The organism is Streptosporangium amethystogenes (assembly GCF_000721075.1).
Lineage (GTDB): Bacteria > Actinomycetota > Actinomycetes > Streptosporangiales > Streptosporangiaceae > Streptosporangium > Streptosporangium amethystogenes.
The window spans coordinates 69,137-81,581 of the sequence record NZ_JOEQ01000010.1; the positions used below are offsets into that span (position 1 = coordinate 69,137).

Below are 12,445 nucleotides of genomic sequence, written 5' to 3' on the forward strand. Positions count from 1 at the left end.
CCAATGCCGCGGGTAATCACCCCAGGTCGATCGGGGTCACGTACCCGAGGCGGGCCGGGTCGGCCGCGGCTCTCCTCGCGCGCAGCAGGAACGCGGTCAGCACGGCCACCCCGGACAGCGCCTGCGCGGCCACCAGGGCGCCGAGGGCGGTCGGCCCGACGGCCGGCGCCAGTAGCGCAGGGGCGCAGCCGAGCGCGGCGATGTCCACGCCGGTCATCGCCCAGACGAGCGGGCCCACGGGTATGGCGCCCCCCGGGGTGTCGATGACCGGCATCGAGTGATCGACGAAACCCCGCCGGGCCATCCGCAGGGCTCCGGCGGCCAGGGCGGGCGCGGACAGCGGGCCGAACAGCCACCACGGGCCGGCGGGCAGGGCACCCATCGCGGTCAGTCCGGCCAGGGCGAGGGTGAGCCAGGCGGCGCTCAGCAGCATCGGCAGCAGCGCCCGTGCGGTGAGCGCCGCACGGGCGCCCACGCCGAAGAGCCGCGCCAGACTCGGGTCCTCCTCGTCGCGGCGCGCACCCGTGGTGCACGCCACCGCGGCGGTCAGCGCTCCACCGGCCACCAGGATCATCGCGACCGGGGAGAGACCGCCTGCGGCCTGGGCGGCCAGAGCGGGCAGTGCGGTCGCCGCGAGCAGGGCGGCCAGCCGACCTGGGCGGCGCCCCAGCCTGCGCCAGTCCTGCCAGGCCAGGGCCAGCGGGGCGGACAGGGGCCGCGGGAGCCGGGGCATCGGCCCCGACAGGGACCCCGACAGCGGCGCCGGCCACGGGCGGGAGCGCAGGGTGCGCCCGCGCCAGTGACCGTCCTCGGCGATCCAGGTCAGGGCTCCGAGTTCCAGGGCCACCGTCGCGGCGGCCACCCGGCCGGCGCGGGTGGACGCGGCCAGGACGGTACGCGCGTGGACGCGCCCGAGTGCCGCCCACGCCCGCCGTACCAGAAGGGCGGTCACGGTGCCGCAGAGCGCCGCCGAGGCCGCGCCCAGCGAGACCGGCGCGTCGGCGACGGCGACCAGCAGGTGCCGCCCCGGACCGCTGCCCAGCACCGCCGCGAGCGCGGCCACGATCACGAGGACGACGAGCGCCCCCTGCAGCCACGAGTCCCACTGCGGGGACGCCTGCGCCAGCACGGCCGCCGCCATCCCGCCGACCGCCGCCGAGACTCCCAGGAGCACCGCGGTGACCAGCCGCGGCGTGAACTGATCCGGCGCACCGAGTACGGCGAGCAGCGCCAGGCCCAGTCCCACTCCGGCCAGCGAGGAGATCGCCGGCAGGATCACCGCGCTCCGTCCCAGCACGGTGCGGCGCGGGAGCGGGGAGAGCAGCAGCCAGGCGGCGTCGGCGGCCGGCAGCGCGACGGGGCCGAGCGTACGGGCGAGCGCGAGGAGGCCCGCGTAGGCCAGTGCGATCAACGCCACCCCGGCCCCGAGCCTCGACGGATCCGCCTGCCCGGCCATGGCCGCGACTACGGAGGCGACGGGCTGGGCCAGCACCGCCACCGCCATCGCGAGCCCGAACAGGGCGACGTACCGGTCCGACCAGCTCATCGGTGTCCGGCCACCCGACCGGATGAGGGCCCGCACGGCCCGGACCTCGTTCACGCGGCGGCCTCCAGCGTGATCCGGCGTGCGCGGGTGATCCGGGCGAAGTCGAGGTCGTGGGTCGCCATCACCACGGCACCACCGGCCGCCGCGTATTCGGTCAGCATGGTCGCCAGCCGCTTCCTGAACGTCGCGTCGAGTCCGCGCTCCGGCTCGTCCAGCAGCAGCAACCGGCTCGGCCGGAGCAGGGCCATCGCCAGCGACAGCCGCTGTCGCTGGCCGGTCGAGAGCGTCAGCGGTGCCATGTCCGCTCTCCCCGCCAGACCGAACACCTCCAGGGCCGTCTCGACCTCCAGACGGGACGAGCGGTGTACGGCATGCATCAGTTCCAGATGTTCCCGCACGGTCAGCCCCGGGTACCACGCCGGTTCGTCGCCGACGAGGAGGACATCGCGCCAGAAGTCCGAGTCATCCGCCGGCGGCCGATCAAGGACGCTGACCTCGCCGGACCTCGGCGGCTGGAGACCCGCGAGGCAGCGCAGCAACGTCGACTTGCCCACGCCGTTCACCCCGACCACCGCGACGATGTCACCCCGGGCGACCGTGAGGTCGACACCCCGCAGGATCGGAGTACCGCTCAACTCCACTCGCACGTCACGGACCACGATGATCGATTCAGCCACCATTTGACCCTAATCCACGACCACCGCCTCCCCCGGTGGCACGGAGGTCTCCGGGAGCGAGGCGCCGACCCGGCAGACCGGGTACGACAAAACACAAAAAGGAATGAATAAAAGTGCTTACAAATGAGCGGATGAATAGCTGAAAGGCGCGACGTCCCGATGGACGCAGCGTTCATCCGTCCACCCGGACGGCGAAAATTGTTAACGTTAACTATTTGCGGATGTGTCGGATCTGTTTCGGACTGATTTCTGTCAGCTTCGGGGAGACCTGACAGAAAGTCAAGCTTCGGCCCGCCCCATCCTCCCCGCCGACCGGCCCTGAATCCCGCACCGATCGCCGACCAGGGCGGTCACCACTTGATACACGCGTACTACCGACCGGACCAAGAGTCGGCGCAAAGGAGGGGGGCGTTTCGCCGAAGCGGCCGGCGATCCGGACGAGCCCGGTTTCGAGGACGGCCACGACCCACACCGCAGGATCGCGCGAACGAGGCCTTGACAGCAATAATGATAACGCTAACAATCAGCTCATAATTACGCGTCCAACAATTAATACGCCTTGAGGGAGCAGCGCCGCCGAAGGCCCCGCGGCTCAGGTGTCCGGTCGGTGGCAAAGACGGCGCCGCGGTTCTCCCGGCCGGCCGGGAGAACCCTCATGCCTCAGGGAGACCGGCACCGCCCCACCCCCCAGGGAGGAAGACCATGCACCGGCACAGATCGATACGGGCGACGCTGGCCGCGGTCGTGTTCGCGGCCGTCACGCTGGTGACCGGCCACACCGCGCAGGCGGCCGCCCCACCGCCCGGATCGGCGACCCGCTACACGATGACGGCGTTCACCAACACCAGCGAGTCGAACATGTACGTCTACGAGTCGCCGGACGCCACCGGGTTCCGGTTGCTCCGCGGGCCCGCGTACACCCCGCCCTCGGGACTGATCCGCGATCCGAGCATCATCCGGCACACCGACGGCCGCTACTACATCGTCTACACGACGAACTGGACCGGCAACACGATCGGCTTCGCCACCAGCACCGACCGGGTCAACTGGACCTTCCTCCGCAACCACACGATCCCGGTGGCCGGGGTGGCCAACACCTGGGCCCCCGAGTGGTTCGTCGACACCGACGGAAGCGTCAACGTCATCGTCTCCCTGTCCACCACCGGCGCCGATTTCAAGCCCTACAAGCTGACCGCCACCAACGCGGCCCTCACCTCCTGGACCCAGCCCACGGTCCTGTCCGGCATCGGGCCCAACTACATCGACACCTTCGTCGTCAAGGTGGGCGGCACCTACCACGCGTTCACCAAGCAGGAGACCAGCAAGTACATCGAGCACGCCACCGCGACCAGCCTCACCGGCCCCTACACCTTCCGCCACACCGGCAACTGGGCCGGATGGGGCAACCCGCGCGAGGGCCAGGCCCTGGTTCCCCTGGACAACGGCGGCTGGCGGATCTACTTCGACGGCTACACGGTGGGCAAGTACTTCTTCAGTGACAGCTACGACGGGTTCGCCACCTGGACGGCCCCCGCCGAGTTGCCGGGCCTGAGCGGCTTCGCCCGCCACTTCACAGTGCTGAAGGAGGTCGTCTCCGGCGGCGTCACCGTCCCCGCGGGCAAGCGCTCGCTGCGGTCGGTGAACTTCCCCGACCGCTACGTCCGCCACCTCGACCAGCTCGGCCGGATCGACCCGGTGAGCTCGTCGAGCACCGCGCAGACGAAGCAGGACGCCACCTTCACCGTGGTGCCCGGCCTCGCCGACCCGAACTGCTCCTCCTTCACCGGAGCCGACGGCCGTTACCTGCGGCACTGGGACTTCCGCATCCGCCTGGACGCGAACGACGGCTCCACGACTTTCAAGCAGGACGCCACCTTCTGCGCCAAGCCCGGCTCGGCCTCCGGTTCGGTGTCGCTGGAGTCGTACAACTACCCGGGCCGCTACCTCCGGCACTACAACTACGAGCTGCGGGTGGACCTCTACCAGAACTCGGACACCTTCCGCGCCGACAGCTCCTTCACCGTCGTCGCCCCCTGGGCCTGAGCGCGAGGGACCGAACCGATGCTCATCCGAAGAATCCTCGCCGGGCTGTCCGCCCTGGCCCTCGTCCTCACGGCCGTCTCCACGCACCCCGGGGCCGCCTCGGCGGCCACCTACTCCGCGTACGTCATGGGGTACTTCACCGAGTCGCCCAGTGGCAACGGCGCCGACTACGGGCTGCACCTCGCGGTCAGCACCGACTCGCTCAACTGGACGCCGCTGAACCAGAACAACCCGGTGGTCACCCCGGCCCAGGGCACCGGGGGGCTGCGTGACCCGTTCATCCAGCGGAAGCAGGACGGGACCTTCACGATCCTGGCCACCGACCTGAAGGGCACGGACTTCTCCCAGCAGAACCAGTACATCCACGTGTGGGACTCGGCCGACCTACGGAGCTTCACTGGCTACCGCCGGGTCAAGCTGCACTCGATGGCGACCCACTCCTGGGCGCCGGAGTCCTTCTGGGATCCGAGCCGCGGCCAGTACGCCATCATCTACTCGGCGCACAACGGCGTCCGGGACGTCATCATGGTCAACTACACGACCGACTTCGTGAACGTGGGCACGCCGCAGGTCTACTTCGATCCCGGCTTCAACATCATCGACGCCAACGTGCTGGTGGGCAACGGAACCAACTACCTGTACTACAAGAGGACGGACGGGGCGCTCTTCGGCGCCAGGTCGTCCTCGCTGAACCCGCGCAGCTTCGACGGCGGCACCTACACGAGCGGGATCGCGCACGGTGGAACCGAGGCGCCCATCGTGGTCAAGGCACTCGACAGGAACGTCTGGTACCTGTGGGGTGACACCTACACGCCGAACGGGGTGTTCTACGCCTGGCAGACCACGGACATCAACGCCAATGCCTGGTCCGCGGTGAACCAGCGTGCCTACACCCAGCCGCTGAACTCCAAGCACGCGACCATCACCCCGATCACCGCCGAGGAGAGATCGGCGCTGCTCACCAGGTGGGGGGCGCCGAGCTGGAACCGGCTGAAGTCCTACAACCTCCCCGACCGCTACGTGCGGCACGCGGACAACGTGGGCAGGATCGACACCTACCCGTTCGACCCCTACCAGGACCAGCAGTGGAGGGTGGTGCCGGGACTGGCCGACTCGGCCGGGGTCTCCTTCCAGTCCGTCAACTTCCCCAGCCGCTACCTGCGGCACTCGAACTACGCGCTGGTGACGAACGCCAACGACGGCACGGCGACTTTCAAAGCCGACGCCACCTTCTACCAGGTCTCCGGATTCGCCGACGCGAGCTGGAAGTCCTATCGGTCGTACAACTTCCCCGACCGGTACATCAGACACTCGAACTACGTGTTGCGGATCGACCCGATCAGCGGCGGCTCGTCGACGACGGACAAGCAGGACGCCACCTTCCAGCTCCTGAACTGAGCCGACGCCTGTCCATGGCCGTCCGACGGACGGTCATGGACAGGCGCACAGGAAGTGGTACGGAGCGGACGGGGTAGCACCGCCGACCGGTACGCTCGGTGAGGTGAGCAACGATCCCTATGCACTCGCCACGGACGCCGCGGACGCGCTGAGAAGCGCCGTCGGCGTGGACTCCTTCGACGTCGCGCTGGTGATGGGTTCGGGCTGGGTCCCGGCCGCCGACGCGATCGGCGAGACGGTCGCCGAGATCCCGGTGACCGACCTGCCCGGCTTCGCGCCGCCCGCCGTGGCGGGCCACGCGGGCCGGATCCGCGTCGTGCGGACCGAGTCCGGCAAGAACGTGCTGATCTTCCTCGGCCGCACCCACCTCTACGAGGGCCGCGGGGTGGAGCCGGTCGTGCACGGGGTACGGACCGCGATCAGGGCCGGGGTGGGCACGGTGGTGCTGACCAACGCCGCCGGGGGCCTGCGCCCCGAGACCCAGGAGGTCGGCGAGGCGGTGCTGATCAGTGACCACATCAACCTGACCGGTGCCAGCCCGATCACCGGCGCCACCTTCGTCGACCTCACCGACGTCTACACCCCGCGGCTGCGCGAGCTGGCCCGCGAGGCCGACCCGTCGCTGGCCGAGGGCGTCTACGTGGCCTTCCGCGGCCCGACGTACGAGACCCCGGCCGAGGTCCGGATGTGCCGCATCCTGGGCGGCGACATGGTGGGCATGTCCACGGTGCTTGAGGCGATCGCGGCCCGCGAGGGCGGCGCCGAGGTGCTCGGCATCTCCCTGGTCACCAACCCGGGCGCCGGTCTGGTGGGCGAGCCGCTCAACCACGAGGAGGTGCTGGAGGTCGGCCGCGCCACCGCCACCCGGATGGGCGGCCTGCTGGCCAGGGTCGTCGGCAAGCTGTAGGCCCCACGACCGGGACCACACGGCCCGAACTGCACGCCGGGACCACCCCGGCCAAGACCACACAGTCTGGGACCACCCCGGCCCCGGGAACCGGCCGCACCCGAGGACCGGTTCCCCTCGGGGAAACGGCTGGCTTCCACGAATCACCCTGCTTGCGAGTACGTGCCCGATGCGCTTGCTGAGCAGGCCAGAACAGAGACACCCGGCTTTCAGGAACCCCCCTGCTTGCAAGGGTTCGACCGGCGACGGGCCCAGGCCCGAGAGGTGACGATGAGCAGCGATCTCGCGGGGCCCGCCCGTTCCTGGCTGGCCCAGGACCCCGACCCCGACACGCGCGCGGAGCTGACCGAGCTGCTGGAACGCGGCGACGGCGACGCACTGCGCGAGCGGTTCGGCGCGAAGCTGGAGTTCGGCACCGCCGGGCTCCGCGGCGAGCTGGGCGCCGGCCCCAACCGGATGAACCGGGTGACGGTCATGCGCGCCGCCGCCGGTCTGGCCCGCGTCCTCGGTCCCGGCAGGCACGTCGTGATCGGCTACGACGCCCGGCACAAGTCCGACGTCTTCGCCCGTGACACCGCGGCCGTGCTCACCGGGGCCGGACTGCGCGCCTCGGTCCTCCCCGCGCCGCTGCCCACGCCCGTACTGGCCTTCGCGGTCCGCCACCTCGGCGCCGACGCGGGCGTGACGGTCACCGCGAGCCACAACCCGCCCCGCGACAACGGCTACAAGGTCTACTGGGGCGACGGCTCCCAGATCGTGCCGCCGATCGACGCGGAGATCTCCGCCGCCATCGACGCGGTCGGGCCGGTCTCCGAGCTGCCCCTCGGCTCCCCGGACGACCCCGCGTGGACCGCGCTGGACGACGGCGTGGTGACCGCCTACCTGGAGGCGGTGACCGCGCTCCCGATCGGCACCGCCCGCGGGCTGCGGGTGGCGTACACCCCGCTGCACGGCGTCGGCGGCGACACCCTGGCCAGGGCCTTCGCCGCCGCCGGGTTCGACGCGCCGGCCGTCGTCGAGGCCCAGGCCGCCCCCGACCCCGATTTCCCCACCGTCGCCTTCCCCAACCCGGAGGAGCCCGGCGCGATGGACCTCGCACTGGAGCTGGCGGAGCGGATCGGCGCCGACCTGATCCTGGCCAACGACCCCGACGCCGACCGCTGCGCGGTCGGTGTGCCGCTGCCCGGCGGCGGCTACCGGATGCTGACCGGCGACGAGGTGGGCGCCCTGCTGGGCGAGCACGTGATCGGGCAGACCTCCGGCGAGGATCGCCTGGTGGCGACCACCATCGTCTCCTCGTCCCTGCTCGGCAAGATCGCCGCCGGGTACGGGGTACGCTACGCCGAGACCCTGACCGGCTTCAAATGGATCATGAAGGCCGGCCCCGGCCTGCTCTTCGGGTACGAGGAGGCGCTGGGGTACAGCGTCGGCTCCGACCTCGGGCTGCCCGTGCACGACAAGGACGGCATCGGCGCGGCGCTGACCGTGGCCGGGATCGCCGCCGGGGCCAGGCTGGAGGGCCGGGGCCTGCTCGACCTCCTGGACGACCTGGCGCGCCGGCACGGCCTGCACGCCACGTCCCAGCTGTCGTTCCGGGTGGCCGACCTGTCGCTGATCGCCGGTGCCATGGCCCGTCTTCGGGCCACGCCACCCACCCGGCTCGCCGGCCGCGAGGTGGAGACCGCCGAGGACCTCAGCGAGGGCACGGGCGGGCTCCCGCCCACCGACGGCCTCCGCTACCACCTGTCCGGCGGCGCCCGGGTCGTCGTCCGGCCCTCGGGTACCGAACCCAAGCTCAAGTGCTACCTGGAGGTCGTGGTTCCGGTGGCCGACGAGGTCGCCGAGGCCCGGATGCGGGCGGTACGGGACCTTGACGCGCTGAAGGCCGACCTCACCAAGGCCCTCGGCCTCTGACCGCGCCCGTTCCACGGCCGGGGACGATCATGCTTCCCCGTGATCGTCCCCGGCCACACCACCTCCCCGAGCCCGGCGCCACCGCGATCGGGGCGATCAGACCAGGAAGGCCGCGACCACCAGCAGAGCGGCGACGGCCACGGCGGCCAGCGCGCTCGGTGCCCAGTTCATCCTGAGCGCACCTGTTTCGGGAGCGGTGCCGGCCTCGCTCGTCACCCCGGCCTCCGCCTCGGACCCGATCGCGTCGCTCTTCGGGGTCCCGGCGGCCGAGGCCGCCCGCCTGGCGGCCTTGGCGCGTTCGGTGATCTGCTCGGCCACCCAGTCGGCGTGCGTCTTGCCCGCCATCGCCTCGGCGGCGGCCTGCTCGGCCTTCGAACGGACCGGCTCGGTCCTGAAGCGGCCCCGCGCGAGCGCGGGCCTTCCCTTGCGCACGGCCGCCGCCCGCTCACGGGCCGAGGTCTGCGGCGCCCAGCAGCGGACCCTCCGGCCGCCGGAGGTGATCGTGACCGAGTGCGAGACCGTGACCTCGTCCACTCCGCTCCAGGGCACGAAGGCGTTCCGCAGCGGGTTGCGGACCAGCACCCCCTCCTCGGACATGACGATCATCGGGCGCAGGCAGGTGACGAAGACCAGCGCGGTCAGCACCCCCAGCACCGCCGCGGCGACCATCGAGAGACGACCGTTGTAGCGGACGACCAGATCCACCGCGTTGCCCGCGGCGAACACCATCCAGAGCCAGCCGACGACCATCGCGAAGTTGGAGCGGAACACCTGCTTCATGAGAAAAAGCTCACTTCACTCGTACGAACCCGGTCACGCCTGCCACTTGAGGCGCGCGAAGCCGGGCTTGATGACGCCGTTGATGAGCGCCAGGCGCTCGTCGAACGGCAGGAACGCGGACTTCATGGCGTTGACCGTGAACCACAGCATGTCGTCCCAGTCGTAACCGAACGCCTCCGACAGCTTGACGAACTCCTCGGAGAGGCTCGTACCGCTCATCAACCGGTTGTCCGTGTTGACGGTCACCCTGAAGTTCAGGCGGCGCAGCAGGCCGATCGGGTGCTCGGCGATGGAGGCCGCCGCGCCGGTCTGCAGGTTGGACGTCGGGCACATCTCCAGCGGGATGCGCTTGTCCCGGACGTAGGCCGCCAGGCGGCCCAGCTTGGGCTCCCCGTCGTCGGAGACGGAGATGTCGTCGATGATCCGGACGCCGTGACCGAGCCGGTCCGCGCCGCACCACTGGATCGCCTGCCAGATCGACGGCAGGCCGAAGGCCTCGCCGGCGTGGATGGTGAAGTGGGCGTTCTCCCGCTGGAGGTACTCGAAGGCGTCGAGGTGACGGGTGGGGGGGTAGCCCGCCTCCGCGCCGGCGATGTCGAACCCGACCACCCCGGCGTCGCGGTAGCGGACCGCCAGCTCGGCGATCTCCATGGACCTGGCCTGGTGACGCATCGCGGTGAGCAGGGTGCCCACCCGGATGCCCCGCCCCTCGGAACCGGCCCTGAAGCCCTCCTGGACCGCCTCGATGACCTCTTCGAGGCTCAGGCCCCTGGAGGTGTGCTGCTCGGGCGCGTAACGCACCTCGGCGTAGACGATGCCGTCGTCGGCCAGGTCCTCGGCGCACTCGGCGGCGACCCTGACCAGCGACTCGCGCGTCTGCATGACGCCGACCGTGTGGTCGAAGGTCTCCAGGTAGCGCACCAGCGAGCCGGAGTCGGAGGCCTCCCTGAACCAGGCGCGCAGGCTGTCGGCGTCGGTCGCCGGCAAGCTGTCGTAGCCCGACTCGCGGGCCAGTTCGATGATGCTCTCCGGCCGGAGCCCCCCGTCGAGGTGGTCGTGGAGCAACACCTTCGGAGCCAGGCGGATCTGCTCAAAAGTGGGTGGCTGACTCATCTACATCCTTCCAGCGGGGGAGACCTCGACTTTAGTCACGGGACGGAGTGCTTAACGTGTTCACGACCGGCCCGTCCCGGTGCCGCGGACCTGGCCGACGTCGTGCGGGACGGCTAGTCGTCGCGGTTGGCGGTCTCGGGAGAGAAGGCGGGCAGGCAGATGGCCACGTACTCGGCGCCGTCCGGCCCCGAACGGTAGCGGATCCGCTCCCCCGGCTCGCAGGTGAACACCTGCCCCGCGGCGACCTCGGTGACGCCCCCGTCGTGCTCCACGATCACCGTGCCTTTGAGCACCAGGGTGTACTCGGCGAACTCCGGGGTCTGGGCGGGCTCCTCCCAGCCCGCCGGGGCGGCCATCCGCGCGATCGAGATCCGGTCGTCGCCGCTGTTGACCAGGCCGACGTACTCGTCGATCATCTTGCCGCCCGGAACGGGAATCCGCGTCGCACTGTCGATTTTGCGTACCATCAGACCAGTCTGTCACTGGTCACGGGGTGCGCCGTTCAGTGCGCGACGTCGATGATCAGCCGGTTCGGGCTCTTCTGCTCCAGCACCCGGAACGGCGCCCTGTGGTCGAGGACGATGCCCACGCTCACCACTCCCTCGAAGTCCCCCGTCTTGACCACGCTCTGCACGTTGCCGAGCTGTGCCTGGAAGATCGGCCCGCCCGTCCAGGTCGGCTTGCCCGCCCCGGAGTGCGCGACGGCGGGGCTTATCGCCAGCTGGAGGTAGGCCCCGCCCTTGACGTCGACCCGATCGCCGGAGCCGTCCTGAACGAGCTCGGGCACCCAGCGCGCCGTGTAGCCGGGCACCTCTCCGTTCAGGTCGATCACCACCCGGTCGAACCCCTGGTGCCGGCCGAACCTGGCCCCGGTGACGGTCGGCGAGGCGACGGTGGTGCGCTCGACCTCGATCTCCTTGGTGCTCGTCGGGGGCCGTAGCCCGGCCGGCGTGGAGTTGGGCGTGGTGGTGGGCGTGATGACCACCGGGGCCGTGGCCGGGGTCCCGGAGGACGGGGGCGCGCTCTGGGTGGCCGATCCACAGCCCGCCAGCAGGAAGAGGGGGACGAGCGCGAGGGGAACGAGGGTGCGGTTCATGATGAGCCTCCTGCCCCGTTAGATGCCCGGCTCTCCGGAGAGGTTCACCCTCCGCCGTACACCTGGGCCCTGGCCCGATCGTGACAGCCTGTCGAAGGACGAGTCAAGCACCGCGATCACGACCGGACCCGCGGCGATTCGCCGCCCGGCCCGGTCCGGAGGGTCGTCAAGACCGGCGGTGCGGCACACACCACCGGGCCTCACCACCTGTCGGCGGTGAGGTCCTCGCGTGCTCGGCGAACGGCACCCCCGGAACGGCCCGGCGGGTCCCGCGCTTTCCGGTGCCATGATGTTCGGCGAAAGAACTGCCGGGTTCACCCGGCGGGTGAATCGCCTCCCTGCCATGGGTTCGATGTTCGAAACGATCGGGCCCACCTCCGCCGAGGGAAGTGAGATCAGGGAGCGGAGGAGTCACACGGGCGTTGGATATCAGCAGAGCACGACGTGCTGGTACCAGCCGACTTCGCCGAGGATGAAGGTCCGCTGCTGGCCGGCGGTGTAGGTCTTGCAGCCCGAGTCGGGTAGGGCGCCGAAATGAACGTTCAGGTTCATCGTCTTACCGCAGTTGTTCTTGATGACAATCGTGGGTTTGGTGGTATCGCGTGCCACACACGATGGCGCATAGGTTCCGTCCGCGTTCGCGGGGGTGGCGGCCAGAATGCCTCCGACCATCACACCGGCCGCGACCGCAGCCATGATTCCCGCCTTGGCCTTGCGCATCTTTCCCCTTAAATTGTCGTATCGCCATTACCGGCAATTCAGGAATTTCGCGCGTATTATCCAAAGCCGCGTCGAAAATATCATTGAATTACCATAGATAGACTAACGACAGAAAAGAAACCGACCAATACCACGCTAGATTGAAATTGCCGTAAACCTACGCGGTAGCCGTGACGACATTCAAACGGTCAGTAAGGTTCGCTCCACGGACGACTCGGCTATCCGGCGCTGCGGACCCCGCACGGCACACA

Annotated in this window: 11 protein-coding genes; 4 read left to right on the forward strand and 7 right to left on the reverse strand. The window is 70.1% G+C overall.

Features of this window, described 5'->3' with window-relative positions:
- Positions 1 to 16: 16 nt before the first annotated feature.
- Positions 17 to 1,600, reverse strand: a complete 1,584-nt coding sequence (locus IG98_RS0116280; protein ID WP_051752205.1) for a DUF6297 family protein — start codon at positions 1,598 to 1,600, stop codon at positions 17 to 19.
- Positions 1,597 to 2,223: a heme ABC exporter ATP-binding protein CcmA gene (gene ccmA, locus IG98_RS0116285; RefSeq protein ID WP_037970587.1), complete on the reverse strand. Its 627-nt coding sequence runs from the start codon at positions 2,221 to 2,223 to the stop codon at positions 1,597 to 1,599. The genes IG98_RS0116280 and ccmA overlap by 4 nt, the downstream gene beginning before the upstream one ends.
- A 702-nt stretch (positions 2,224 to 2,925) precedes the next feature.
- Here ccmA and IG98_RS0116290 point away from each other — a divergent pair.
- The 4 genes from IG98_RS0116290 (at position 2,926) to IG98_RS0116305 (ending at position 8,485) form a co-directional block, all read left to right on the forward strand.
- A complete protein-coding gene (locus IG98_RS0116290; RefSeq protein WP_030912469.1) occupies positions 2,926 to 4,266 on the forward strand; it encodes a glycoside hydrolase family 43 protein in 1,341 nt (446 codons plus the stop codon).
- An 18-nt stretch (positions 4,267 to 4,284) separates the two neighbouring features.
- Entirely contained in the window at positions 4,285 to 5,664 is a 1,380-nt protein-coding gene (locus IG98_RS0116295; protein ID WP_030912471.1) for a glycoside hydrolase family 43 protein, read from the forward strand.
- 103 nt (positions 5,665 to 5,767) lie between these two features.
- Positions 5,768 to 6,571: a purine-nucleoside phosphorylase gene (locus tag IG98_RS0116300; RefSeq protein WP_030912479.1), complete on the forward strand. Its 804-nt coding sequence runs from the start codon at positions 5,768 to 5,770 to the stop codon at positions 6,569 to 6,571.
- Positions 6,572 to 6,841: 270 nt separating this feature from the next.
- Entirely contained in the window at positions 6,842 to 8,485 is a 1,644-nt protein-coding gene (locus IG98_RS0116305) for a phospho-sugar mutase (RefSeq protein WP_030912484.1), read from the forward strand.
- A 96-nt stretch (positions 8,486 to 8,581) separates the two neighbouring features.
- Here IG98_RS0116305 and IG98_RS46935 read toward each other — a convergent pair whose 3' ends face one another.
- The 5 genes from IG98_RS46935 to IG98_RS0116335 all read right to left on the reverse strand — a co-directional run bounded on the left by IG98_RS46935 (position 8,582) and on the right by IG98_RS0116335 (position 12,194).
- Entirely contained in the window at positions 8,582 to 9,265 is a 684-nt protein-coding gene (locus IG98_RS46935) for a PH domain-containing protein (RefSeq protein ID WP_051752207.1), read from the reverse strand.
- A 33-nt stretch (positions 9,266 to 9,298) separates the two neighbouring features.
- Complete coding sequence (locus IG98_RS0116315) at positions 9,299 to 10,378, reverse strand: adenosine deaminase (protein WP_030912490.1); 1,080 nt, start codon at positions 10,376 to 10,378, stop codon at positions 9,299 to 9,301.
- Between the two features lie 113 nt (positions 10,379 to 10,491).
- Positions 10,492 to 10,845, reverse strand: a complete 354-nt coding sequence (locus tag IG98_RS0116320) for a cupin domain-containing protein (protein ID WP_030912492.1) — start codon at positions 10,843 to 10,845, stop codon at positions 10,492 to 10,494.
- Positions 10,846 to 10,880: 35 nt separating this feature from the next.
- Positions 10,881 to 11,474 carry an AMIN-like domain-containing (lipo)protein gene (locus IG98_RS0116325; RefSeq protein ID WP_030912497.1) on the reverse strand — a complete coding sequence of 198 codons (594 nt, stop codon included), beginning with the start codon at positions 11,472 to 11,474 and terminating at the stop codon, positions 10,881 to 10,883.
- A 429-nt stretch (positions 11,475 to 11,903) separates the two neighbouring features.
- Entirely contained in the window at positions 11,904 to 12,194 is a 291-nt protein-coding gene (locus IG98_RS0116335) for a hypothetical protein (protein ID WP_030912498.1), read from the reverse strand.
- Between the last annotated feature and the right edge of the window lie 251 nt (positions 12,195 to 12,445).

Coding starts and splice junctions, on each gene's coding strand:
- IG98_RS0116290 (WP_030912469.1), top strand. CDS start 2,926: ATGCACCGGCACAGATCGATACGGGCGACGCTGGCCGCGGTCGTGTTC.
- IG98_RS0116295 (WP_030912471.1), top strand. CDS start 4,285: ATGCTCATCCGAAGAATCCTCGCCGGGCTGTCCGCCCTGGCCCTCGTC.
- IG98_RS0116305 (WP_030912484.1), top strand. CDS start 6,842: ATGAGCAGCGATCTCGCGGGGCCCGCCCGTTCCTGGCTGGCCCAGGAC.
- IG98_RS46935 (WP_051752207.1), bottom strand. CDS start 9,265: ATGAAGCAGGTGTTCCGCTCCAACTTCGCGATGGTCGTCGGCTGGCTC.
- IG98_RS0116315 (WP_030912490.1), bottom strand. CDS start 10,378: ATGAGTCAGCCACCCACTTTTGAGCAGATCCGCCTGGCTCCGAAGGTG.
- IG98_RS0116320 (WP_030912492.1), bottom strand. CDS start 10,845: ATGGTACGCAAAATCGACAGTGCGACGCGGATTCCCGTTCCGGGCGGC.
- IG98_RS0116325 (WP_030912497.1), bottom strand. CDS start 11,474: ATGAACCGCACCCTCGTTCCCCTCGCGCTCGTCCCCCTCTTCCTGCTG.
- IG98_RS0116335 (WP_030912498.1), bottom strand. CDS start 12,194: ATGCGCAAGGCCAAGGCGGGAATCATGGCTGCGGTCGCGGCCGGTGTG.